Origin of the sequence: Parabacteroides leei, assembly GCF_023369805.1 — a bacterium.
GTDB lineage: Bacteria > Bacteroidota > Bacteroidia > Bacteroidales > Tannerellaceae > Parabacteroides > Parabacteroides leei.
The window spans coordinates 22,061-48,283 of the sequence record NZ_JAMBQG010000019.1 but is presented as its reverse complement, the minus strand read 5'-3'; the positions used below and the strand labels follow the sequence as shown (position 1 = coordinate 48,283).

The window sequence follows — 26,223 nt, the reverse complement described above, 5'->3', positions numbered from 1 at the left end:
ACAGCTAAAGCCTAAAACGTGTGTGTGTGTGTGTGTGTTGAAAAACTTATTTAGAGGGATGAATAACTTTATAGGTTTCTCCAGCCTGGGTAGCAAACGAGAATACATTTCCTTTTCTCTTTACCGATACCGGTTTGCCGCTGCATACGACCTCTATCTTTTCTCCTAAAGCAGGGGCATACAATTGGCATTTACCACCTCGTTCACTATGTACTTCCAGGTCAGTGACGGTCGAACCGTCATAGTCGGCAGAGACAACAAAGGCACCTTTCGCCCGCAAGCGGGTGAAGGAGGCCGGCTGGTTCGTCCAGCAGGGGAACAAGTAGAGTATATTGTCAACTGACTGGAGCATCATGGAGTTGATTGTCTCCACCACGGTAGTCTTCTCCGCGCAATGATGACCATCTACAATCAAAAAGTTTCGTCCGGTGCCTTCAATCAACTTTTTCATACTGTTAATCAAGAGATTCGGATCCATTCCAAGCCTTGCCCACATCACGTATGCACTCAGTCCCAATGCATTCATCGATTCGGTAAACCCTTTTTGTGATACTTCATAGTAATATAAAGTATTGCGTGCAATCTGAAGAGCCGATGAGTCGGAACGCAGGTTCAAGACCTCGCAAGGATAAACAGGGTGCATCTGTATGACATGGTTAGGCAAGTCCCATCCATCTTCATTCTTGGCAAAGACAGGTAATCCCTCATTGGGTTCTTTAGTCGGTTGTATTACTTTATAAGTGGGCAGATGGTTAAGGATGTCTTGCCATTTCTTCCTCCTTGGCTTGTCTACGCCCAACAAGTCACTATATTTGAGCAACAGGCTGAACGTCTGTTCCACGAAAGCCAGATCGGAAGAAGGGTTCACATCCCAGGAGTTTTCATGCGCTCCGGTTGTTATGGAGTAGCGATAAGAATCGCCATAAGGTTCTTTCACCAGATAATCTTCGTAGAAATCTGCACAGAGGCGGATATACGGATAGGCATGGTCGCGCAGAAAGTCCTTATCTCCCGTATATTCGTAATACCAGCTGAACAAAGGGACATTGAAAGGGGCATCCATGGTTTGCTGCCAGTAATAATTATAAAACTCACCGATACCCAATGCTCCTACCGGGAATAATATGCCTCGATACGACTTCCCTTCCAACGACTTATGCACCTTGCCTGCCTCCTCTCTAGCACGGCGCTTTCCTTCGGGTATCAATAATTCAAGTGATTTATAGAAAGGCAAAGCTATCTCTGGCCGGTTGGCAGAAAAGGCACTATAAAAACCTCCCTGGCTGTTGTAATTTAAATGGATATCGCCATGATACATCATCTCGTCGTCCATGTTCCAGACACCATACATACCACCAGACACGGGTGAACGACGATTATATGCGGAAGCCAGCAGATAGATAGAAGATAAGTATTGCCGATTGAGCAGACTGTCATTCGTCTCCACATACGAACGTGTCCACATATCTTTCCACCAGGCAATCTTATCCACTTTGATACGGTTTACATCTGCTTCATCCACCGCTGCCAACCGGCTTGCAGCCTCTTTTAATCTCGGGGCATTACCTTTTCCTCCACCGGATACAAAGGTTATCACCCAAACAGGATTCTCGGCAGAGACTTTAAAGTCAGTCCTGACCATGGCATCAGAAATTTGTAACAGACGCGCTTCAGTTCCTACTATCTTAGTCGAAATTCCGGCACAGCAAATCCATCTTGTCTCCGTGGTCTTTGTTTGCCGAGTAACTTGGGCGATAGGGCCAACGACCGAAGAAGTTGTTTTATAGTACGCAAAGCGACTATCTGCGTATGTATCGACAGATACACTGACTGGTTTCTCCGAAGTGGTAGAAAGCTCTGTTATTATAAAGTTTTCATTCATTCCCATCCAGGAAGTCATAGTGATCGGTTGGTCGGTAGCCGTTTTCATACGTAATTCAGCATTCAACTGATCCATTTCATAACGAAAGACAGTCTTATCCGGGCGGTTGATCGAATAATTCCCGGCATGAACCGGTGAATGAACGGTCAGCGTAACACCACCGACCGGCAATGCTGAAGGGCCGCTCCCCGCCCAATTAGAAAAACCGTCAGTGACGAAATCAACCTTGGATATTTTCAACGTCTGGCTGTTATCGGATGTAAAAGCAACCACTCCCACATCTCCGTTCCCCATATAAGGACCTAAAGGAGCATGGTTACTACGAATTGCGTTCCAGCTGAATGGTTCCTCCCAAAAAGCAGTCATCAATTCCTTTTTCGATTCAAAAAAGAGCGAATCCTTTTTCTCATCAGCAACAGCCACCGCTTCGACTGGCAGTTGTATGAGCAGAATCAAAATTAAAGACCATATACTTCGTATTGTTTTCATCTTTCATTTTCTTTATTAGTCAACATTATTATCTGTGATTACTCAAACAGATTCAGGGAAAGCAGAATAGATAGCATCGACTCATTGGCACGGGATGTTATGTATTCCCGTATCTTCTTTAAAGCAATCCCCATCTGATTCTCAACTGTTTTAACAGATATTTCTTTTACTTGTGCTATTTCTTTGTAGCTTAACCGTTCTTCCCGGCCCAGGATAAAGATTTCCCTACATTTATCCGGCAGAGATTCAACGGCAGCCTGTAGCAATTGATAGAATAACTCACGATCTATACAATCGACCGACTCATTTTTCTCTAATTCGATGCGGGCCCACTTTTCCAATATGGCAGCATGATTATCTTCGTCACGCAGATAGTTCAGCATCCGATTACGGGCACTGTTATATAAAAAGGTCTTGATGTATGCTATTTCTTTTCCTTCATAGTTCTCCCACAAACTGACAAAAACATCCTGTACTACCCCCTCTATTTCCTGATAATCGTGGGTATAGTAATTCAAGAAGCGGCAGATAATTTCAAAATAGTCATTATATACTTCTTCGAATGTTTTTTCATTAATAATCATGGTAGTACAGTTTCTTCAAAGGACAAATATAACATACTTCCAAGATATAACAAAGAAAGAGCTTGCAGGAACTGGCAGAAAACAGATATGAAAATTAGCCAATACACCCGCAAGCCCAAAATCTCAATCTCACCCTACTCCTGTAAGGCATTAGCCTGTTGACGATCGCATCCGATCAGCAACAGGCTAACAGCAAAACTAACTACTATATTTATATTTTTAATATACGACATACTGTTCGCCCTCAATCTTCAACTCACCGAAACTTCCTTCCGATTTATAAGGCTGGCCTCCGCCGATATATAATTCTACCGGACCTTCTTTCTGAACCAGATTTCCTTTGTCATCTACTAATGCCAACTCTTCCGGGGAAAGCGTAAAAGTAACTGTCTGACTTTCGCCTTTATTCAGATGAATACGTTTGAAGCCTTTCAAGGCACGTAGCGGGACACGGGTATTTCCGTTCTGAGGATGGGAGATATACAACTGAACCACTTCATCACCATCCCGTTTACCGATATTGGTCACTGTTGTCGTCACCTGGATGCTTTCGCCGGTTTTCACGACAGAAGCATTCGATAACGGCTGATAAGCGAATGTAGTATAGCTCAAGCCATAACCGAACGGATAACGAACATCGCCTTTAAAATAACGATACGTACGGTTCGCCATCGAATAATCTTCGAAATCCGGAAGATCTTCATCATTCATATAGGTAGTCAACGGCATACGGCCAGCCGGGTTATAGTCACCGAAAAGAACATCGGTGATAGCATCACCGGCAGCTTGTCCGCCATACCAGGCCTGGAGGATAGCATCTGCATTGCGGCTCTCCCAGTCGAAGCTCATAACGGAACCGGACATATTGACCAGGATCAACGGACGGCCCGTCTTCTTCAACTCTTTCATCAGTTCTGTCTGAACAGAAGGCAACTTCATCGTTGTACGGTCACCGCTGGCAAAACCACCGTAACCGGCTGCTCCGGCATCACCGGCCTCACCTTCATAATCGGCACTAATACCGCCAACAAAGATGATAATGTCTGCTTTCTTAGCCTGAGCAGCCACCTGGGCAAAAGAGGGGGCACCTTCCAGTTTCTGAACAATACCGACACCTGTCAGCGTATCGATCTGAATCGTATTACCAAAACGTTTCTTCAAACTCTTGTACGGGGTTATGATTTCACTTGGAACACCGAAATAATTGGCCAGCAGTGTACTGCCATTATCCATATTCGGACCGATTAAAGCAATTCGTTTAATCTTAGACGCGTTCAGTGGAAGTATATTCTTATTATTCTTCAATAAGACCATCGACTCCTGCGCCATCTTGTAAGCATGTGCCTTATGCGCATCGCATTCGATCACTTCACGCCCGATCGTAGCATACGGTACGCGGTCAGCCGGATCATACATACCCAACTTAAACTGTATTTTGAAAAGACGAGCCAAAGAGACATTAATATCTTTCTCCGAAATAATGCCTTGCTGAACACCTTGCTGAAGTTTCTGATACAAATCACCACACTCCAGATCAGTTCCTTTCAGTACAGCATCTGCTACAGCATCTATATCATTGCTATGCGTTTTATGATGATGAGCAAAATCCTTTACAGCCCAACAGTCGGAAGTCACATAACCATCAAATTTCCACTGGTTACGAAGAATATCCTGTAACAACTCATTGTGGCCACAGCAAGGTTGTCCTTCCAGCCGATTGTAAGCACACATCACCCCATGTACTTTCGCTTTCATCACCAGTTCGCGGAAAGCCGGCAGATAAGTATCCCATAAATCATACAAAGAGGTTCGTGCATCAAAATAGTGCCGATTACCTTCCGGCCCGCTATGTACGGCATAGTGCTTGGCACAAGCTACTGCTTTCAGATAGTGAGAATCACTACCTTCCAAACCACGGACAATAGCCGTTCCCATCTTACCTGTCAGATAAGGATCTTCGCCGTAACACTCCTGACCACGTCCCCAGCGGGGATCACGGAAGATATTGATATTCGGAGTCCAATAGGTAAGTCCACGGTAAATACTTCCGGTCTTTCCTGCTTTCAAATCTTCGTTAAAGAGGGCACGGCCTTCCGAAGAGGTCATATCCCCCATCAGTTGCAAAGCCTCCGTGTCGAAGGTGGCAGCCATACCGATCGCCTGCGGGAAAACAGTCACCTTTTCCTTTGTACGGGCTACGCCATGAAGCGCTTCATTCCACCAGTTATAAGCCGGTATACCTAAGCGGGGAATCGCCGGAGCAGCGTGTTTCATCAACTGAACTTTTTCTTCCAGAGTGAGACGGGAAATAATATCCTGTACACGTACATCCAATGGAAGATCCGGATTCCGGAACGGATACTCATACGTCTGTGCTACCAAACCGTTCAAAGAGACAACGGCCAGTAAAACGATACTTTTCAGTTTATTTTTCATGAGATTATCTATTTTATTTTGTTACTTCGACAATGATTTTGCTCTCTTTCAGTCCTTCCGATACGGCAGTCAGTTCAATTGGTTGTCCTGAACGGTCACTGGAAACAAGTACCTGGGCGTATCCTCCGAAAGCATTCCTATGTACATCGCTGCCTGCGGGGAAAACATCCGGCTCGTGGCTGGAAGGATGACCGTTACCCACTCCCAGGATCTTGCCGTTACGGACATCGAAATGAATTCCATTTTCGGCAGTCGGCACTACACGACCTTTGGCATCCAAGACTTTTACGGTGATGATTGCCACGTCATTGCCGTCCCCCTGGATAGCTGAGCCATTTTCACTGACCAGTTGCAGGGAAGCCGGCTTTCCGGTAGTTTCTACCAACTCTGTATATTTCTTTCCGTCCTTCTTTCCTTTAGCCAACAACTTACCCGAAGCATATTTAACACGCCAGGCAGGAATATCGAACTTCTCAACAGTCTTTTTACCCAGGCTTTTACCGTTGAGGAACAGTTCCACCTCATCCAAATTGGTATACAGATGTACATCGACCGAATCGGTTCCGATTCCATTCCAATGAGGAAGCACGTGCAACACCGGTTCTTCGGTCCACCAGGCTTTATAATACCAGAAAGCATCTTTCGGGAAACCGCAATAATCCAGAATACCGAAATGAGACACCACGCCCGGCCAGTAATGTGCTACCGACTCGCCCCCGTAATCGAAACCGGTCCAGACAAAGGCACCGGCCACAAATTTACGTGCATCTACATAACGCATCCATTCCTGCGCACGGGCACCCCATCCCGGATGATCGCGGTCGTAAGCCTGATGGAAACCTTTGGCGGCATTCGTTTCATAGATACCGCGTGTCATAACCGTGCTTGCCTCTTCTGTGAAGATACAAGGCAGGTTCGGAAATTTCTCATGCACTGCGTCGATATTACCTATCTTATAATAGTTTGATCCTTGTACATCGACAGCATAGGTAAAACCTTCCCCCCAGCTACCGTTCATCGCCGCCGTACACGGACGGGAAGGGTCCAGTTTGCGCTGGACGGCTTTCATGCGCTCAACGATCATACGCCCCTTTTCCGTACCTTGTATCGCAGGTTCTTCGTTTCCAAGACACCAGATGATAATGGAAGGATGGTTGCGGTCGCGACGGATCACGGTTTTCATCTGATTCAGTCCTTCATCACTGGAACTCAATACACGCATTTCATCCATGACCAGCATACCCAGTGTATCACAGGCATTCAACACAGCCGTTGTCGGAGGGTTATGGGATGCACGATATGCATTCACTCCATATTCTTTCAGACGGGCGATTCGCCACGCATTCAGCTGATCCGGAACTGCAATACCTACGCCGGCATGGTCCTGATGGCAACATACGCCCTGGATCTGGACACGTTCGCCATTGAGGAAGAAACCTTCGTTGGCATCGAAACGGATGCTCCGGATTCCGAAAGAGGTATCGTAACTGTCTACGACTTTTCCATCTGCAACAATATCTGTATGCAATGTATAAAGAGTCGGAGTCTTCAATGACCATAAACGGGCATCCGGTACATTCATAAATGTCCCGACTTCTTCCGTCTCCAATGATTTCACGGAAACCTGTGCATCTGCACTGGCTATCTCTTTACCCTGATTGTCTACTATAGTATTCCTTACAATGACATTCGATGTATTTCCACTCTGATTAGTAACTTCTATCTGAGCCTTCACACGGGCTTCTTTCTTCTGCAGATCCACTTCGCTGGTGACAAATGTTCCCCATTGCGGGATATGCACGGGAGCCGTACGGGTCAACCATACATTCCGGTAGATACCGGCACCTTCGTACGACCATAATTCAGAATGGGTTGCATCTACACGTACGGATATCACATTTTCTGCATCCGGTTCATAATTCAGGCATTCAGTCACATCGAATACCAAAGGGACATAACCGCTTTCACCACGTCCCAGATAAATGCCGTTCATCCACACCTGGGCATCACGGAATATACCTTCAAACTCCAGCGTATAACGGTCTCCTTTCACCAGTTCGGGAGTGAACCGTTTCCGGTACCAGCCCACACTATTTTCGGGCGAACGTCCACCCAGTTTACGATATCCTTTCACCTTAAACTGTTCCTTGCTGTAATCCAATGCCATTCCCCAGTCATGTGGCAAAGAGATCTTCTCCCACGTACTGTCATCAAACTTCTGTGTATGAGGAATAGACAGACGCGACTCCTGGTCTGCATTCAATAAGGTCGATTCCTGCAGAAAAGCCACCTTTGAAAACGACAGTGCCTGTCCGTAATTAAAATCCTTTTCCGGATTAGCCGCATGTCCTTTAGCAAAAAGCCAATCTTGATTCAACAACTCTTTTTCCCGCTGTGACTGAGCTCCCATCCAAAGGCCGGGAAGCAATAACATCACCGTAAAAATCAATCTTTTCATTCTTCGATCTTTTGTTTTCTATTCTGCTATTATTGGCAAACTTCCACCTGCGACGTTTGAGTAACGCCATTCTCATTATAAGTATCTATGGCAAAATAATAAGTAACACCCTGATTCAAGCTTCCTATTTCCAGGGTAGTGTCTCCCATTACCTGGAAATTGTTATACAGTTTGTCTTCCGCCACACCATAACGAACAATATACCCTTGGGTATGCGGCACTTCATTCCAACTCAGACGTACCCTGCACGGATCGGTAAGATCCCGTTTCACTGTAAAGTCATTCACTGCACGCGGCTTACTACCCAGGCCGTTACCGAAGATTCTCAGATCACGGACGGAAAGATTCGACGAGACTGTATATTCTTTATTTTGCAATTTGATATACCGTGCCTTAAACGGAGCCTCGAATTCGATATAGTCATGAGGAGTATCTGTCTTTTTAGTGCTGTAATCTACCACCGGATACCAGTCTTTGCCATTAGCAGAAGCAGAGATCAAATAACTCTGGTAAACATCCGGAACAAAGCCTCGCTGGTTCGCTCCGTATTCGTCGAAATTCACCTGTATTGCCTGAATGGAAGAGAGATTCTGTAAATCGACCTGCAGCCATTCGTCTGCTTTATTCGATGCGGCAACCCATGCCGTGCGGGAATCTTCATCCACCGTATTCTCTGCCGGATAACCGTCCAGTGAAGAAGAGACTGTGACCGGTTTCTTATAGGAAAGCAACATCCAGCCAGGCTGATAACTTCCGGCTGTCTGCTCTTTACCTCCTGGCAGATACATCGGATAATCGCCTAAATAAGTATTCGTATACAGGTAACCATCCTTATCGAAACCGGCAGGGAAGAAAGAAACCCTCCGTTCAAACATATGACGGACAGAGATCGAGTTGGTTGCCGCTTTCCAATAGTTTTCGTTACCGACCGTAAACATACAGCCATGTCCGGCACCACCGATAAATCCGGTCGGTTTATAAGAGACCGGACTGTTTTCCATATAGGTAAACGGACCGGTAGGAGATGCACTGACATAAGCACCATCCGCATACGACTTCCATTCGGTTCCCGGAGCAGCATATTGTAAATAATACTTGCCTTGATGGGCTGTCATCCAGGCTCCTTCGATATAAGGACGACGGGGAAGTTCGTTCAGTTCCCCTGTCCGTTCCCAACCATGATTTTCCTTATCGCTATTAAAACAAGTGATCACTTCTGTTTTTGCTTCCAATGTATTCAGGTCCAGTACCTGCATATAGATAGGGTCGACAGGCGAACACCCATAGTACATATACAAATTATCCCCTTCCACACAAAAAGCAGGGTCCCAGAAAGACCAGATTTCCTTCACCGGTTCCCACTCTCCTTTTTCCGGAGCGGATGAACGGTACAACATTCCTTTTCCATGCGTGGAGCCCACATAATACAGGTAGTCATTGTGTATAAAAAGCCCCGGTGCATAATCCTCGATGGGCAGCACGGAATCGGTTATAAAAACATGTTTCCAATTAGTAAAATCATCCGAATACCAGTAACCTGACGACTTGGATGCAAACAGATAATGTTTCTCTTTGAAGGTTACTACAACCGGATCGGCAGCTTCCCGAATCCCCTCGCCTCCATCTATTTTCATAAACCGGTAATTGAGGTTAACCGGATTACAAAACGTTTTCGGAGACTGGGCTATTTTAGCTTCGATCTGGTGAGAGTCCTGGCAACTTACCCAAAGAGGTACAGCCAGCAAGGTTAGCAATAACTTTTTCATACTTCTTGTATTTATCACATATAAAGATTGAGTTTTCCAGGTATTTACGGGAACAAATATACAGATTAGCAAGTAGATATACAAGAAAAACAGCAACATATACTGTCTTACAAACAATATCTATATGTAATCATCCCACATACAATAAGCTCGCATACTTTCAATACCCTTCCGCTCTTCGTAAAACAAACGATTCTACCTTATCGCCATTGACAAGGCGGTACAGCGTCCAGGTATTTCCGTCTACACCGGCCTCCAGCCTCCAGTCGTAGGACGGATCCCTGAGAAGTTTCTTCAGCTGCCGGGGGAAAGCATTCGCCCTGCGGGCATCTTCCCAGGTACGGATCGCTTTGAATATCTCGTCTTTCTGCGGGCAACTTTCTACATCTTCCTGGTTGATTGCCAGGAAATAGGTTGCACCGTAGCCGACTGAGATAGCCTGCACATGTTCATATTGTTCTACGGTAGAAGTATCTTTGATCGCAAAATTACCGCCGAATGAAACCGGATAATAATTCGAATAGGTCACGTCACGCAGGTCTTTTCCCTGACTGGTCGCACTTCCCCACTCGCGGGTATCGATATCATACAGGTTACGTCCGCCGCCCACATTCCAGACGCTCTGGTAATGCCAGGAACCTTCCGACAAGGTGGCACCGGAGAAACGGATATAAGGGACATCCAGTTCTTTTGCCCTTTCAAATAGTTTACGGAAGAAACGTTTGGCTGAATAATAACCATGGCCGTTGTTGAACAGGAATTCCTGTCCGTCGAAATCATAAAGGGTCAGACCGCTATGGGCAGCCACCTCTGCATAATATTCGGCAATCTTATCCTGAAGGGCCAGGTTCGGAATCAATCCGTCATAACCGTAATTAATGGTCACCTGCAATTTGTAGACAGGTTCATTAGCCTCATGACTCGTGGCCTGCGTACCCCAATATCCACGGGTTACATTTTGCAATGTATAAGGAGCCGTTTCGGAAACTCCCAGGTAATGGATCAATTCCTTTCCTATTTTTATAATATTCAATTCTTTGCAATGACCTTCCCAACTGGCTATTTCTTCCAGGTATTTCGGATCATCGACCACAATCAGCGTATCCTGGGCTGTAATACTTTTCATCAAAGTGCGTTTCTGCTGATAACACAGGCTGTCGCTGGGGACAGGGCTGGCATCCTTTGTTCCCGGTGCCAGCGAGTTGGTGATGCAGACACGTCCCAGCATCAATCCTTGTGATGCCGCCAGATCGGCAAATTCACGATGTGATTTATTTCCTGAGTTAAAACGGAAAGGCTTCTTAGTCTGAGTTTTTCCGTCCAGATACCCTTCGTTGGCACGGTCGGGACGTAAAAATCCCTGGTCGTAGGCATGGATGGCAGGGAAACCTAACCGGGCGGTATACGAAATAATGCTGTCGTAACGGTTACCGCTGGTCATTACATCCGGACTAAAAGCTGCCGGATCCTTGATCCATTTTCCTTTTACGGTCGGATAAGGCAATCCTTCCGAGAGGACAATATGTTGAATGACATCCAACAGCGCCGTGCTGTCCGGACTACCCCATAAAGCGACGGAAGAGCCGATAAAATCGACACCCGGTATAGGTTCCACATCGATATGGTTCGGTATATTTGCCGGCATGTTCGGGATCAGGGAATAAAAGACCTGGCGCGGTTTACTACGGTCCCTCGACTGATAATTCAGGTAAATGCGTCCCAGGCTATCCACCAAAGCTGCATTTCCGTACATGATCCGGTAATAAGATTCCTTATTGGCGTAGAAAGCCACATCGCTGATGCCATTCCCTCCCAGGGTAAACACCTGTCCTTCATGCAGGCTGTCCGGTAAGGGGTAACGTTCTTTATCGGGCGTGTGAATGATGTACTGGAAAGGGGCGGCATCGCCTTCGATATCGGGTGTACCGCCTAATGTATTATCGTCGAGAGCGAGCACACCGATACTGTAATTCACCACATCGCTGGTATCACGGGCAACTCCGATAATTTCACCTAACAGGTTGGTGATGTTTGTATAATAGCTTCCCCATTGGATCGCATCGATACCGTTTCTCGGCTCTAAGCTGTTTAATGTCAGTTTGAAATATTTACTATTAGGCTGCAATGCGACTTCGGCCACAGAGCCGTTCGGATATTCCAACGTAAAACACTGAGTTGCGTCATTGAAAACGGCACTTTGCGGTGTGTAAAACACCCTTTTCTCAGAATCGTATAACGACATCAACGGAGAGGGTTTGTCAGTTGGGCTGAACTCGCGGGCCGGTGATACTGTCGTATTTTTCATACTGGTTATATATCCCTTGTCATTCACGCCAATACTGAAATAGTCAGTATTGAAATCCCAGGTCTTTTCGGTCGTACAACTGAAAAGAAGCAAAGAGGCGGCACACAATGAAAGGACTTTCTTATATTCTGTCATAAGGGTTGTTATCAATTTGTTTTTAGTTTATAGTTTACGGACTTACCTGCCTTTACGGTCACTTTATCTTTCCACCCGAGGAAGGCATTGTCGCCCAGCGGACGGGCAGCATCTTCTGCATTCTCAGCAAAAAGGGTGACAGTAGCATCGTAAGCAGTCGGGTTCGTAATTTGCAGGACTAACTGTTTCTTGTTCTGTTTGATTACCTTCGCTTCTACATGGTCAAATACATAAAGGGAACCGAGATCTGTCCGCACATAAATACCCGGGATTTCCAATGCCATCATAGCACCGTTTGTTTCGTTCCAACCAGTCTTGCCGCCGTCTCCGCGAGAACCACGGCTGTCGGCATCACAATAAGTCAGACGTTCTGTAATCTTTCCATTGGGTTGTATGCCTTCTGCATGGGCATGAATCACGTCACGGAGTAATTCCGCATAAGAAACATCGCCGGTAGAACGATATAATTTGAACAAGGCATCTCCTGATTGCGTACAAAAACCCGGAGCTCCATGCTTATTCTGCGTACTTGCCCAAACGGCACCAGTCAGATTGGCCCCCAGTTTTGCCAATGGGGTATCTTCCGGCAGACGGTAAGGGAAAGAGACTGTCCAGGTAGCACATAGATTTGCCAGATCGGCTGATTGTTTTAGATATTGTTCTTTCCCTGTCACTTCATAAAGTGTCATTAAAGAAGTAAGCAGAGCAACCGCCGTTTCGGAGTCTGCATTTTGAAGGATATCACCGCAACCTCCGGAGGTAAAGCCGACTAAAGCAAAATTATCGTAATAGTCAGCAGCAGCTTCGCAGGCTATTTCCAGATAAGAAGGATTAGTATAATATTCGGAAGCCAGAGCCAGTCCGGCCACTGCCATTGCTCCGCTCGTCGTATTATATACAGCTACGTCGCCTGTTTCCACATCCAGATAATTACCCCATGTTCCCTCTTTTTTCCAGGTATTGACAAAGGCATCTGCCAACAGACGCACATTCGTTTCCCAACCGGTATCGATGGCATTGGCTTTCCCCTGTTCCTTCAATAACATAAATTGTTTGACCATCCAGTAAAGCACATCGCCGTTTTTACGGGTCAGGCCGATTCCCGGATTGTTGACCGCCGCATCACGGTATAAGACTTTCCCGTCCGATCCGAGAACATCATAATAGTAACCGCTTTTTCCTTTTGCACGCGGCAGTCCGAAGTCGAACGTATTTTTCACTTTCCGTAAATGCTCCTCATCGCCTAAAGCCAGCATCGGATAGGTATTCATCAGACCGCCAATCCAGCCGTAAGAGATCCAGTCGGCATTCTCGGGGCAGTAATATTCCCACTGGTCACCCACATAATAGCGATCATCGATATTCCGTACCATACGTGCCAGTACTTCGCTCATCGGCATCAGATTACGGGGAGCTTCCCCGGCAGTATGCAGTTTACGATCTTTCATAAAGCGGGTCAGCAATTCCGGAACATCTTCACAGGGAAAAGTGATCTCGGTAACCCGTATAACGATTTTGTCTCCTTTCTTCACCTGTATTCCCCGGTCGGGACTTTTACTGAAACCGATAAATTCCGGTTTACGTTCCCGCACTCCCGGAGCACTGATGACAAAAGAGGCAATACTGCGATCCGGTGTTTCTTCAACGATCAGGGCATGATCCAATAATTGCTTATTCCATTCGATACCCTGGTCGGTCAGTAAAATCGTTCCGGACTTCTTCCCCCGTTCCAGCATCGTCATGGCCGGAGTCGCCGCATTACTGACATTGACCTCCAAACGGGAGGAAGCTCCGAACTCAGGAGAAAGCTGCGGAATCGGATTGGAAGTCAGAGCCAGATCCTTCCGGTTATAATCTGTCTTATCGAGCCCTGTAGCATACGAACGGTTGACAATACGTTGCCTGTTACCATTATAAACGGAAGAAGGGATCATCACATAATTATCACTTGTCCAGCCATACCGGTCGAATGCCACTGCCACGCCGGCATCTTTCATATCCCGTCTGGCTGTAAAAGAAAAAGTATACAGTTTGCCTCCATTAGCCATTGTCTGTTCGGTCCGTACCTCCCAGGCAGAAGACGAAATGATCTCTTCACAATGCTTTAACTCGGCTTCATTGTAAGAACACTCCAGCAAACGGATATTTTTAGTTATATCCTTCACTACCGGTAACCAGCTTTCTTTCTCTGAAAGCTGCGGAATTTTCTTATCAGCATGAACCTTCCTCCCGGAAGGTTCTGCCGACAAGTTCTGCATAAAAGCAGAGCATACAAAAAGACTAATACATATAAAAACACACTTATTGAATTTCATTTGCTTATTTCTCCAGAATTAATGATAACGGCTGGTAAGCCTTCAAGTTAATAGCTATTTTATTTTGTTTTACAGGAAAGGATTTTCCCTGACGTTCTCCACGCAAATTACAATACTGAGCCGTACGATAACCGCAATCAGGTAATGTGATCACACATTCACCCGCATCCCCTGCCTGTTCCCAGACACGTAGGACTTCTCCGTCTCCGTCCGTATTGGCCCCGAAGGCTGTAACCAGAACTCCTTTCTTCGACAACTGTATTCCTTCTGCCGACACAGGCAGTTCGCCACCTTTCCCTTCCCGGTAAACAGCCATAAGAGGCACACGTGTTTCTTCTGTCGGAGTAATCAGTGAAGGCTCATTTTTATATTCATCGACCGACCATAAATAGACCTTCGCCGACAGGGCACCTTCCACCCACTCTGTAAAGTTTGTTCCCCACTGGGTATTGAACAGATTGACAAACACATTCGCTCTTTGAGGAATAAAGTCACCGGTAAAACGATACAACCCCGGGCGATCCAGGCTGACTGCCGGAGCATTCGGAGTATTCAATCCGAATCCCTTTCCTTTCGGGTCGACAACAGCCATCCCCGTATTCAGAAAATAATAATCATGATTAGACCGCTTTATAAAATCCGTAGCCGGATTAACAACAGCCCCCGTACGTCCTAAATGGAAAGTTGGCTGAGAGACATTGAATGGAAATGCCAGCCATCCGCCTTCCGGTTGCATATCGGCTCGCTTGTTCTGCATCCCCCAACAGATTTCCAGGTAAGGAGAATCTTCATAAAGCGTATAGGTCAAGGTATAATCTTCACCACGGCTGGTACGGCAGAAGGCTGTGGCTTCCACTGAGTGTACTGTTTGATTATAAATAATCCGTAAAGCTCGACCTTTTACCTTTTCATACTTTAAAGCCGGATCGGCCGGACGTCCCATCTCAGGATCTGCCCAACCGTGATGACCCGGTTTAACGTATGCCTTGTTATATCGTTCGATCTCTTCATTACCAAATTTCTCATGAATAAACTCACCAAAGCTGTATTCATTGCCGGTATCGACCATCTCCTGTTGCCGTTTCTTATCCCAAACAGACAACAGGGCACCGTTTTCCGGTGAAATAACGACTTTGAAATAGGGATTCTCAATAACATTTTCTGCCTGATCGACACGAATGGTATGAGCCTTTTCCGAAACAGGTTCAGTTATCACCGAATATGTTTTATATCCCAAAGTAGGTACATCACGAGCGGTAAATGAGAGATAGTTACCCTCATTGTAAACAGGAATGACCTCACCGGTCTGTTCGTCTTTCAATCCATAAACAGTAAATTTCTTCTGATACACATCCATAAACAAGGAAACGACACCCGAACGTTTCCAGGGTAACGGGTTATATACCACCACCTTCTGCCCATCCCCTTCTACGGCATTGGCCAGATTACGCATGTCTTTACGCAAAGAGGGGATAAGATATTGTTTCGACCGATGTACACGGTTAGCCTTTTCATTCCATGATTCTTCAATAAAATCATAAGCACCTTTCGCACGATCTATTACAAACGGATCGCCATATTTCCAGAAAGCCTGGTGACCGTGGCTGATTGCCAGTCCGAAAGTATGTTCGTCAAATAATACCGACTGTTCAACAGCCTTGTCGACATACGGTTTCACAGGTTCAGCTTTTACGTTCCAGCCTTTCAGCAACGTGTTCAAGGTCTCTTCATTATAGATCAGACGTTGCATCGATTTGTTGATCTTCACCTCTTTGGGCATCGACATATAACCATGAATCCAGGTGTCGGGCATATCTCCGCGTACCACAGGAATAGATGGATTTTCTTTCATCAATGTATCGTAAAAATCTTCCAGTTGTCCTATCCTGACCCTGGCTCCGGGCACTTTCTTACGGGCTTCTTCCAATACAGCCGCAACCTCTTCCGGTTTCGGAGCTCCGGTATTTTCATGTGTATGGATCATGGCTAACCATGTTTTATGTTTCCACCCTTCAGGCGGCAAAACACCTGATCCATAATATTCAGCCCAGTTAAACGTCAGTAACCGGGAGCCGTCAGGACCTTCCCACCAGAACAATGTCGGAAGTTCCGGAGAAACTGACCCCGGATTACATCCGATATGTAAAATCTTTACTCCTGCCTGTGTCAGCAGTGTTGGCAAAATCCAGGAATGACTGGGAACGTCAGTCAGTTTTGCCCCTCTTGTCAGCGGATGTCCATACGTCCGGTTGATATTGGAAGAATATGACATTCCGCGTACAAGCGTTTCCAGATCGCTCGATTCTGTCTCAAAGGTAAAAGGAAGCGCATGTACCCTGAAACGACCCTCTTTTAAGGCAACCTCAATACCCGGCTTACAGTCTGCCGATACATTTTCCAGAATATATTTCATAGGCCAACCGGGAAGAGTCCATACAAACTGCTCTTCCCGTGGTAATTTATTTGTTACATTTACAGAATGCAGTGTCTCATCCATCATAGAAGTAGTATATTTCTGAAGGATTGATTCCGCCCAGTCCGTGTATCCGATATCAAAATGCATTTTAAATACGATTATGATATCCTCTACCGGCGTCTTTTCAGAACCTTTATCAACATCTATCGCAGCAATCTGTGCGTTTGACCGGGATATAAATAATGCCAGTACAATAAATAGTAGAATTCGTTTCATATATAAGTATAAATTTATATTACTTCTTCTCAAAAACGAACCATTCCAGATTCATTAAATCAACATCCTTTGTATTCGGATCAACCGCTTTAAAGACCAAGACCAGTGCATGTTTCCCTGTCACCGGTTTGATTTTCGTTTCATGAATAGCATACGCCGTCTCACCCTGCATCGGAGCTAACTCGCAGGTTCCGATCAGTTCGCCCTCCGGACTATCCAGATGAATTTCGATCTTAGCTGCTTTGTTTTTACCCCAGGTCTTACATATGAAATGATTGACATCCGAACCGGTAAAATCATAATATTTCCAATAAGCATGATCGCCATCGCGAACAGCAGCCAAATACTCGACAGGAATATCATTCTCCGGACGACGTACGGATACCATTACATTACCAGACATCAGACAAGCCCTGGCAGCATCCATCCGGTATAAAGGAGAGATAGGTCCGCCAATTCCCTGCGTAGTCATTTCCACTTTTGGGATCGTCCCGTCCGGATTGAAAGAGATTGGCTCCAGACAAGCCTTTCGCATGGTCGCACTTGCATGAGTAGGGCGATGATAAGCAATATACCACCGACCGTTGATTTCAGTAATACAGCCATGGTTATTTACCAAATTCCGGCCACTGCCCCAATTATCAACGATAACACCTCTATAAGTATAAGGACCTAACGGAGAAGTTGATGTCGCATAATCCAACGTCGCACAGTTGGATTCTCCATGCTGCGAATGACTTCCATACACAAAATAATAAATACCATTTCTTTTTCGGACAGAACTGCCTTCGTTGAAGAAATGTGTTTCATACGTCAGCAAGCTATCGTGTACGGCTCCTTCGATCGAGAGCATATCTTTACTCAACTTCGCCCCTTTGGCATACCCCTGCCCCCAAAACAGGTAGGCTTGTCCGTCATCGTCTATGAACACGGACGGGTCGATACCTTTTATGCCCTCTATCACTTTTCCATCCTTAAACGGACCGTAAGGAGAAGAGGAAACAGCCACACCTTCATCATCACCCCCTCCGGCCAAACAATAATACAGATAATATTTCCCGCCATGATGAATACAATCCGGAGCGTATAAGATCCTGTCGGTATAATCCACTTGTTTACCCGGTCCTTCAGTAGCAAATGAAAATTGTTCCACACTCCAGTTCACAAGGTCGGACGAAGAAAGCACGTTATAGGAACGCGAACACCAGGCGTTACCAGGTTCATCACGCGATCCGTAGACATAGACACGTCCATCGGGCATCTGTCTTACCTCCGGATCAGCAATATATACCCCCGGAGGGGCGATAGGGTTAAGCATTCGGTTTGTTGAAACGGGGATGATATTATCATCCGATACCTGTTTCGCATCAAACTGACAACAGGTAAGCAGCCCTCCCATAAGCAGGCTGCCCACCAGAAATAAATGATTCTTATATGACATTGACTGTTATTTTAAGTTAGGCCACACTTTTATACGATTGGAAGAAGGTAAACTTTCTACCGGCCCCACAACCGGGGACGTAGAACGTTCCTTACCGAAATAGTCTTTCTCCAAGCAGAAAGGAGTACCGTCAAAGTTCTCAAACGGAAATCCGGTCAACTGGGTAATACCAAGGCGGTCGGCATCAATACCTTTCCCTTTGAAAGAAGATAGTTCTTGCAGATTAATGTCACTAACGAGATACACTTCTCCATCTGCCGTTTCTTCCACTTTTAGTTTCGGATCGACTGCCTTTTCTACCCAATCCTGCGTTTTATTCGTCATAGGCAGGGCTCCGTTAAGAAACAGATTGTTGTCTGCATAGATCGGCCGTTGAGATACATCGAACACCACCATACCATATCTCAACTTACTGTTCTCCCCTCCGATAAAGATATTATTATAGAAGCGATGGTCGCCTTCAGTAATAGTCCGGATACCTTTCACCTCAGTTGAATGATTCAAATGATACGGAGTGTAGCGTTGATCGTCCAAACGATTGATATCTCCTGAGAAAATATTATGCAGGTACGCGCCTCCATCAGTATTTTCCTGTATTGTGCGTGGCGATAAAGAGATGTTATTATCTACTATGTAAGGACCGTGAGAAACTTCAAAGAACAAATCCTGAGCCAGATTATCATATAGCAAATTGGATGATACCCGGGCTCCCTGAGCCATCCAGTCCAACCAAATCCCATAATTACCGGATTTATGGATCCGATTATGATGAATATAAGTATCTATCGCACCATGCAATTTGATACCTGCCATTTCTGCGCCGCCAAATTGCTGCTTCACTAAGATATTATAAATATGATTTCCATAGATTTCACTGAACGCAGCTCCCATACTACCACAAATACCGGTCTGTTCGCAATCGGAAATAATATTATTCCGAACGATATGTGAGCCGACATTATCCTTGCTCCAACCACGGCGTAGCGTATTAAATATGACTTCGATATAATGCAATGTGCCATCCAAACGTGGATCGTTGCACTCCAGGTTATGCCCACTGGCACGTTCTTTTCCTAAGGTAATACCGTTGCTACGGGAGTTTTTGATGACATTGTCTTCAATAATCCAACCTTTACTCCAATGAGGAGCGACCATACCGACCTGTTCAGCCGTCGGGGCAGCCCATTGCGTAGCTGCCTGGCTGATATGGAAGCCACGAATTGTGATGTAATTCAGTCCTTCACGAGTCGGATAGAAGCAGGTAGGGCGAACTGAAACCTCTACTGTTTCCTTATTCGGATCGACGTTTCCAAAGTTTGCATAAATAGTTGTATTGTCAGCATCCACCTCTGCAAACCAAACATTCGTACATCCTTGCGGATCACGGATCGTACGAAGTGTATCCGGTGCGAACACCTTATCCAAACAAAATTCTTCATACAGTGAAACATCATTCAGATAAACATCTCCCGTATGGTGAACCCGCTCTGACCAGAGCCAGTCGCCATACAGACGGTCGTTGAACGGATTATAATTTCCAAAGAATGTATTCGGCAAAACAACCTTCCATACGCCTTTGCCTTTCTTCTCTTTTTTCCAGCCCGTTACTAATTCCGAGCCTTTGATTTCAGCCTTTTCACCATCGGCTACCCGATACAGGATAGGTTTACCTTCCCGTTCCCCGCCGCTCAGTGGATTCACCCATTCACGATAAGTTCCGTTATGAACCGTAACCGTATCTCCCGGCAAAGCCTTCTGAGCAGCCCGGTTAATTGTTTTGAAAGGGGATGAAGCATCACCATTATTGGCATCACTTCCTTTAACCGACACATGATATTCTCTGGCTGACAACATATTTCCGCACAAACAGAACATCGAGATAAAGCATAGTATCTTTTTCATGGTTCAAATATTAATTAGTATCACATTTATTTAATGACGCAAATATAAAGGCAGCTATCCCCATTTAAAATAGCAAATAGCTGCCTATTTCGTGGATTATTATTGCTTATTATTGCTACATAAATCAAATAACCGGTACCTCTCCCTTCATTTCAAAGAGAAGCTCGCCGCCCTGCAGCACCTCGTCAAACGTAATATACGTTCGATTCAGAAGCTGTCCGTTCAGAAAAACCTTGTCTACGTAAATATTCTTTTCCGACAAGTTGTTAGCCTTGATAACAAAGCTTTTCCCCGAAGAGAGCTTAATTGTTGCCTTCTGAAACAAAGGGGCACCCAGTTCATATTGCCCGGAAGCCGGGTTCATCGGATAGAAGCCTAACGAACTAAAGACATACCAGGCACTCATCTGTCCCGTATCTTCATTACCACAAATACCATCCGGAGTATTATTATAGAGAGTTGTCAATACCTGATTGACATACTTTTGCGTCTTGTCTGGACGGCCTACCCGGTTATACATATAAACGGTATGATGCCCCGGTTCATTGCCATGTGCATACTGCCCGATCAGTCCGGTAATATCACCGGAGACATTCTCTCCGCGCAATTCGGAAGACATGCCGAAAAGCGTATCCAGTCGTGCCTCCAATGGCTCATTGCCTCCCAACAAACCGGCCAGTCCTTCCACATCGTGAGGGACAAAGAAAGTCCACTGCCAACCATTGCCCTCACAATAATCATCCCTGCGATGAGAAGAGGCCAACGGGTCGAAAGGCGTACGCCAACTGCCATCCTTCAGCCGCCCTCGCGCCAACAAGGTGGTCGGGTCGATCACATTCCGATAGTTGAGCGAACGATTTGCAAAGTAAGCGGCCTCCTTTTGTGCACCAATCGCTTCAGCAAAACGAGCCAGTGCATAATCATCGAACGCATACTCCAGCGTACGCGCTACCGACTCCATCTCCATATCGCAAGGAACATATCCATATTTCTTATAGTTCTCCAATCCGACAAAATAGCCCATGGAAGAGCCGCACGTATCTTTCATAGCCGATGCCACCATAGCCTCCAGCGCCAACCTGGCATCGAAACCACGGATGCCATTCAGATAGGCGTTCGCTATCACCGGCAACGAATGAATACCTGTCATCTGATAGTTCTCAATGCCCCACAACGTCCATATCGGCAACTGTCCGGCATATTTGTAATGCTCCAGCAACGTCTTTATATAATCATTCGCCACTACCGGATTCAACATCGCCAATAAAGGACAAGCCGCCCGAAACGTATCCCAAAAACCGACCACACCTCCGTAATAATCAAAACCATCGGTTTGATGCACCTGCCAGTCCGGCCCTCTGAAACGATTGTCCACGTCCGACAACAGGAACGGATACAGCATGACATTGTGTAAAGAGGTATAAAAAATCTCTTTCTTCTTCGGGTCGTCGGTCTCTACCTCGATTTGTCCCAACGTACGGCTCCAAACATCGAAAGCCGATTCCCTGATATCCTCAAATGTCTTTCCTTTCGTTTCCGACAACAAATTGGCGGCAGCCCCTTCCATGCTCACCGATGAGAGTGCCGTTCTGACTACCAGTTCCCCCTGTCCATCTTCAAAGGTAAGTAGCGCCTTGACATTGCGTCCCTCGGCAGCAGCGGTCTCCTCGACGCGCCGGTCGTCTACATACAAGGCACACGTTTTGATGGGTGAAGAGAAGGTAGAATAGAAATAGACCTGTTGTTTCGGTGTCCAGCCATTTGAAAAACGATAGCCGCGAATCGTGTACGGGTCGACCTTCTCAAACGCAGAGGCATACACCGTATCCACATCGTGCTCGGCTTGTATGGTACAAGCACTTTCTGAACCATACTTCAAATCGACAATTACCGGCATTTCTCCTAGGGATGCATACTTGTAGCGTTGTATCCCACACCGGCGGGAAGCGGTCAACTCTACCGTCAATTGCCTATCATACAATTTAACCGAATAATAGCCCGGTTCCGCCTTTTCTTCCTGATGCGACAAAGCCGCCTGGTATTGTTTAGAGTACAATTCATCCTCGCCTGTCGGCTGATTCAAGGGTAACGGCATAAACAAGATGTCCAGGAAGTCGGCACATCCGCCTCCGCTTTTATGCAGATGACTAAATCCTAAAACAGTCGGATCGTCATAATGATAGCCTGCACCATAAGGACGCGTATCCGCACCAATCTGCATCATGCCGAACGGTACGGAGGCGACAGGAGACACCCTGCCCTCCCAAGCCGTACCAATCCATTTATTTACATAGCGGTTATTCGAATCTGCGGCATCCTTACATCCTGTAGCCAACAGACCGCAAACGCATCCGCCAATCAGTAACCATAACAACTTTTTCATATCTATCTCCCTATTTCATTCAATCAACCTATACTTTATTCTTCTATCAGGAACCAGGACACACCCTGCGCCTTTATCGAAACCGGCAGCAGTAATTCACCTTCCCGGTTCAAAGAGAAGTTCTGTTTGCTTCCGTCTGAAGAGGTGACCGTAGCCTTGCCTTTCAAGCCCGTATAATACAGAGGCAAACGCATCTCTTTAGTGATATCCCTGTCAGTCGGATTAAACACAACCACCATACCTTTATGACGGATGAAAGGATTCACGTGCATCATGCAATCCAGGTCGCGGCCGGTCGGACGGCTGACGTGGATAATATCAGAAGTCAATATGTCGCGATATTTCTTAAACCAGTTGATGCAACGAGACACCATCTGCTTTGTCTCCGGCGTATCATACAAGCGATTTCCGCGAATAGTCAGATGGCAACCGCTTCCCAAGAACTGCATCAACTGCGCTTCATAGCGATCCAAATTGTCGCAAAGAGGCTCCAGGCCTACGCGCGGATCGTTCGTATAGAAGCCGACCAGCTGTAAGGTCATCCATCCCATAGTCGGAATCTTATGCCAGGTTCCGTCATAGATATACTGACGGCCTAACAAGAGCTGCTGTTGCGGAGTCAGGTTGGCACTGGCTTCACGGTATCCCATTCCGGTTGAGTTTTGCCCGTTGAGGAAATACCAGTCGGGAATAGGGATATACATGCCTCGGCGTTGCAGTTCATGAATAACCTCTACCTGCGTTTTCCATTGCTGCCACTGCGAATCTTCCAACCGCGTATGGTGAGGATGAACAGTTGAAGCACACGGATCACCGTGGTACGGTCCATCCATATTATACGTCATAAATCCGGTCTTATCGAAAAACTCCCACATTTTCGAATAGTATGTATCTTTCCACTCACTGGCAATGCAGACGCTCTGACCGAAAAGGCTACCCGGTTTTCCTGTTTCCGGATGAACACAATCCACCTCGGCACCTCGCCCGCGAGAGGCAATCTGCAGCTCGTAGCCTCCCATCACAATACCACGCTCTTTAGCGTATGTCGCCACCCGGCGCCACAACTGAACATAAGCCGAATCCAGGTTGTCATGACTGACACCCGGCCAGGCTTGAATATCCAGTTGTTCAAGTCCCAGTTCGGCAGCCTGGTCAATCAGTGCTTTCAACTTTGTTTCATCGTGCGAAGTAATGCCAGCAGAAATCAACGACTCAGTAGTCTGCGGAGCCAGTTTCTTATACATCCGGCGATGTCCGAGCGACTGGCGTTCGCGGTCGTCACTATCCTGCAACAATTCGAAGGTGATATATGATTTGAAGGGAACCTCTTTGCTTACTTTCGTATAAGGTCCCATCGGCAATTTACTCAGTAATAAGTTATGATGCGGAAAGCCAAGGAACTTATCCTCCGCCTGATTATGACTGGCCCAGGTATTGTAGTCTTTGTCAACCGTCCATTTGGTAGTAGAGCTGCCCACATGATAAGGCTTGGGGGTACCGGCGTAATGCATCAACGCACTACCCTCTATATCCGCATTCACCAACGCAAAGGAAAAATCACTCTCCACATGCAGACGCTTCACCTGGTCCTGGTTAACAGCCAGCACTTCACACTCCATCTCATTTAGCAGCACTTCCTTTTCTCCTTCATTAATTACCTCAATCCATTTGGCAATCACAGGCAATCCCTGATAGATTTCATAGTTTACTTTCACCTGTATGTCTTTCACATCCACCATACTTTCAGTCGGCACGAAAGTCATCTCCATGCGCAATCCCTTGGCAGGCCAGTCTGCCGGAACGGCATTATATTTCGGTGTCCATGGATAACGCATCAGCGGAAGGCCGGTTTCCACTTTCTCCAGTGTAAACGCCAGGTCGGAAGTCTCCATTTCCGTATACCAACTATCCAATAGATAAGACAATTCTGGCTGCCCTTTCAATCCGCCGACTTCATACCATACACTGTCAATGCAAACACGTGCTTCCGGCTTCACCGCCCGTAAGAATTCAGCCTCATTCGAATGATTCTTATATCCTACACAGGCAATATTCTCACCGACATAAAAGGTACGTGAAACTAACCCGTTATTCAACTGTAGGTTGGATGTCAACCCATCTTTCGATTTCTGTATATACAAACAGGCCGGTTCTTCTACCTGACTGATCAGCCAGTCTTTTTCCTGACGAACATCGGGGAGCTCTGTAACAATCTTCTTGCCCGCACTCGCCTGTTCCAGTTGTTGCACCAAGGTACGGCGTTCGGCCAAGCGTTGTTTGCTTGTCTCTTTTATCTTTTTATAATCCAGCAGGAAATCAGATTCGGGATTAAACTTTCCGGTGGCGAATGTACTGTATCTTACTTCATATATTTCACCGTAAAAGGCCTCTTTTCCCTCTTCCGAAACGGCAATGGAGAAATGAGGAGCCACGGCTTTGGTCGGCTTGAATGTCCCGGTCTTTTTCCCGTTCATCCAGACAGAGCCTTTTCCATCTTCCACAACCATAGCGAGATGCGTCCAGGCGTTATTGGACACTTCGCCGATTTCAGCACGTCCCGTGCCGCCGGAGATTAGATACCAATGACCTTTCTGATGCGTAAATACGTATCCTTCCTTGGTTGTACCATTGGATAACAAGACCTGTTCCTGCTCTTCTTCCTGCGTATTCAGTCGGGGCTTCACCCATATTTCCAATACCTGATTGTCAGTCGGAGAACCTACAGCTTCTGCCAGTTTATATCCGTCGCCATTACCGTTAAACAAAATACCACCTTCTCCTTTCATCTTTTTGTCACCGGGCGCATCGGCATAGAAGACAGGGCGACCAACAGCAACCAGTTCGCCTTTTCCGGCCAACGGCGTTAATTTCTCGGGTGCCACGGCGTAAGTAACATTTCCTGACTTTCCAAAGTTATAATATACGATAGGTTTCACTTTTGCTTCTGCCAACAGAGTCAAAGCCATCAACGCTGCCCCCATCGTCATCCTTTTCAAATTCATAGACTTTTATATTTTTCAGATTAGACTTAAATCAACTATTACTACTCGTTTATATTAAAGACACTTCTTGTACCTAAAACATTTAGACCAAAGAGTTAAAAAACACAAATGAGATAAACATCCAATCTCCATACTACCTTTGTCAAAATATCTTTTGTCATTCTTTCCCCTATTGCTTTGTCCTCTACGTATCTACCATCGAACATGAACCGAAATAGGTCACTGTTGAAAAGTTAAGGATTATCATTTCGACTGTTTTTATAAGCAACTAATAGTCATTTCGACATCCGAAACAGAAAGTCCTGGCTACCAATAAAAAAACCAGCCAAGATACAAATCTTTCAATAACAAAATGTCAGTTGTAAAAGTATTGTAGAAAAAAGGCTTTTAGAAGAAAAAAAGATGATTTTTCCTCTTCTAAAAGCCCTTTTTA

12 protein-coding genes are annotated in these 26,223 nt (G+C 45.9%); all 12 read right to left on the bottom strand.

The window, feature by feature from the left end:
• Positions 1-46: 46 nt before the first annotated feature.
• The 12 genes from M1P97_RS21290 to M1P97_RS21235 all read right to left on the bottom strand — a co-directional run bounded on the left by M1P97_RS21290 (position 47) and on the right by M1P97_RS21235 (position 25,790).
• Positions 47-2,371: a glycosyl hydrolase family 95 catalytic domain-containing protein gene (locus M1P97_RS21290; protein WP_249390134.1), complete on the bottom strand. Its 2,325-nt coding sequence runs from the start codon at positions 2,369-2,371 to the stop codon at positions 47-49.
• Between the two features lie 38 nt (positions 2,372-2,409).
• Positions 2,410-2,955 carry an RNA polymerase sigma-70 factor gene (locus M1P97_RS21285; protein ID WP_249390133.1) on the bottom strand — a complete coding sequence of 182 codons (546 nt, stop codon included), beginning with the start codon at positions 2,953-2,955 and terminating at the stop codon, positions 2,410-2,412.
• Between the two features lie 219 nt (positions 2,956-3,174).
• Entirely contained in the window at positions 3,175-5,391 is a 2,217-nt protein-coding gene (locus M1P97_RS21280) for a glycoside hydrolase family 3 C-terminal domain-containing protein (RefSeq protein ID WP_249390132.1), read from the bottom strand.
• Positions 5,392-5,404: 13 nt separating this feature from the next.
• The gene (gene galA / locus M1P97_RS21275; RefSeq protein ID WP_195370935.1) at positions 5,405-7,849 is read right to left on the bottom strand and encodes a beta-galactosidase GalA; all 2,445 of its coding nucleotides are present in this window, start codon (positions 7,847-7,849) and stop codon (positions 5,405-5,407) included.
• A gap of 29 nt (positions 7,850-7,878) precedes the next feature.
• Positions 7,879-9,615 (bottom strand): discoidin domain-containing protein, encoded by a 1,737-nt coding sequence (locus M1P97_RS21270; RefSeq protein WP_249390131.1) that lies wholly within the window; start codon positions 9,613-9,615, stop codon positions 7,879-7,881.
• A 160-nt stretch (positions 9,616-9,775) separates the two neighbouring features.
• Positions 9,776-12,055, bottom strand: coding sequence for a hypothetical protein (locus tag M1P97_RS21265; protein ID WP_249390130.1), 2,280 nt, complete (start codon positions 12,053-12,055; stop codon positions 9,776-9,778).
• An 11-nt stretch (positions 12,056-12,066) separates the two neighbouring features.
• A complete protein-coding gene (locus M1P97_RS21260) occupies positions 12,067-14,313 on the bottom strand; it encodes a hypothetical protein (RefSeq protein ID WP_249390129.1) in 2,247 nt (748 codons plus the stop codon).
• 61 nt (positions 14,314-14,374) lie between these two features.
• Positions 14,375-17,062, bottom strand: a complete 2,688-nt coding sequence (locus M1P97_RS21255) for a glycoside hydrolase family 38 N-terminal domain-containing protein (RefSeq protein ID WP_249390128.1) — start codon at positions 17,060-17,062, stop codon at positions 14,375-14,377.
• 19 nt (positions 17,063-17,081) lie between these two features.
• Positions 17,082-18,503 carry a family 43 glycosylhydrolase gene (locus M1P97_RS21250; RefSeq protein ID WP_249390127.1) on the bottom strand — a complete coding sequence of 474 codons (1,422 nt, stop codon included), beginning with the start codon at positions 18,501-18,503 and terminating at the stop codon, positions 17,082-17,084.
• 6 nt (positions 18,504-18,509) lie between these two features.
• Entirely contained in the window at positions 18,510-20,405 is a 1,896-nt protein-coding gene (locus tag M1P97_RS21245) for a right-handed parallel beta-helix repeat-containing protein (RefSeq protein WP_249390126.1), read from the bottom strand.
• A 124-nt stretch (positions 20,406-20,529) separates the two neighbouring features.
• The gene (locus M1P97_RS21240; RefSeq protein ID WP_249390125.1) at positions 20,530-22,788 is read right to left on the bottom strand and encodes a GH92 family glycosyl hydrolase; all 2,259 of its coding nucleotides are present in this window, start codon (positions 22,786-22,788) and stop codon (positions 20,530-20,532) included.
• Between the two features lie 35 nt (positions 22,789-22,823).
• Positions 22,824-25,790: a LamG domain-containing protein gene (locus M1P97_RS21235; RefSeq protein WP_249390124.1), complete on the bottom strand. Its 2,967-nt coding sequence runs from the start codon at positions 25,788-25,790 to the stop codon at positions 22,824-22,826.
• Positions 25,791-26,223 lie beyond the last annotated feature (433 nt).

Bases quoted from the DNA above. Each gene is read 5' to 3' on its own strand.
- M1P97_RS21235 (WP_249390124.1), bottom strand. From the start codon at position 25,790: ATGAATTTGAAAAGGATGACGATGGGGGCAGCGTTGATGGCTTTGACT.
- M1P97_RS21290 (WP_249390134.1), bottom strand. From the start codon at position 2,371: ATGAAAACAATACGAAGTATATGGTCTTTAATTTTGATTCTGCTCATA.
- M1P97_RS21245 (WP_249390126.1), bottom strand. From the start codon at position 20,405: ATGAAAAAGATACTATGCTTTATCTCGATGTTCTGTTTGTGCGGAAAT.
- M1P97_RS21250 (WP_249390127.1), bottom strand. From the start codon at position 18,503: ATGTCATATAAGAATCATTTATTTCTGGTGGGCAGCCTGCTTATGGGA.
- M1P97_RS21240 (WP_249390125.1), bottom strand. From the start codon at position 22,788: ATGAAAAAGTTGTTATGGTTACTGATTGGCGGATGCGTTTGCGGTCTG.
- M1P97_RS21260 (WP_249390129.1), bottom strand. From the start codon at position 14,313: ATGCAGAACTTGTCGGCAGAACCTTCCGGGAGGAAGGTTCATGCTGAT.
- M1P97_RS21270 (WP_249390131.1), bottom strand. From the start codon at position 9,615: ATGAAAAAGTTATTGCTAACCTTGCTGGCTGTACCTCTTTGGGTAAGT.
- M1P97_RS21280 (WP_249390132.1), bottom strand. From the start codon at position 5,391: ATGAAAAATAAACTGAAAAGTATCGTTTTACTGGCCGTTGTCTCTTTG.
- galA (WP_195370935.1), bottom strand. From the start codon at position 7,849: ATGAAAAGATTGATTTTTACGGTGATGTTATTGCTTCCCGGCCTTTGG.
- M1P97_RS21255 (WP_249390128.1), bottom strand. From the start codon at position 17,062: ATGAAACGAATTCTACTATTTATTGTACTGGCATTATTTATATCCCGG.
- M1P97_RS21285 (WP_249390133.1), bottom strand. From the start codon at position 2,955: ATGATTATTAATGAAAAAACATTCGAAGAAGTATATAATGACTATTTT.
- M1P97_RS21265 (WP_249390130.1), bottom strand. From the start codon at position 12,055: ATGACAGAATATAAGAAAGTCCTTTCATTGTGTGCCGCCTCTTTGCTT.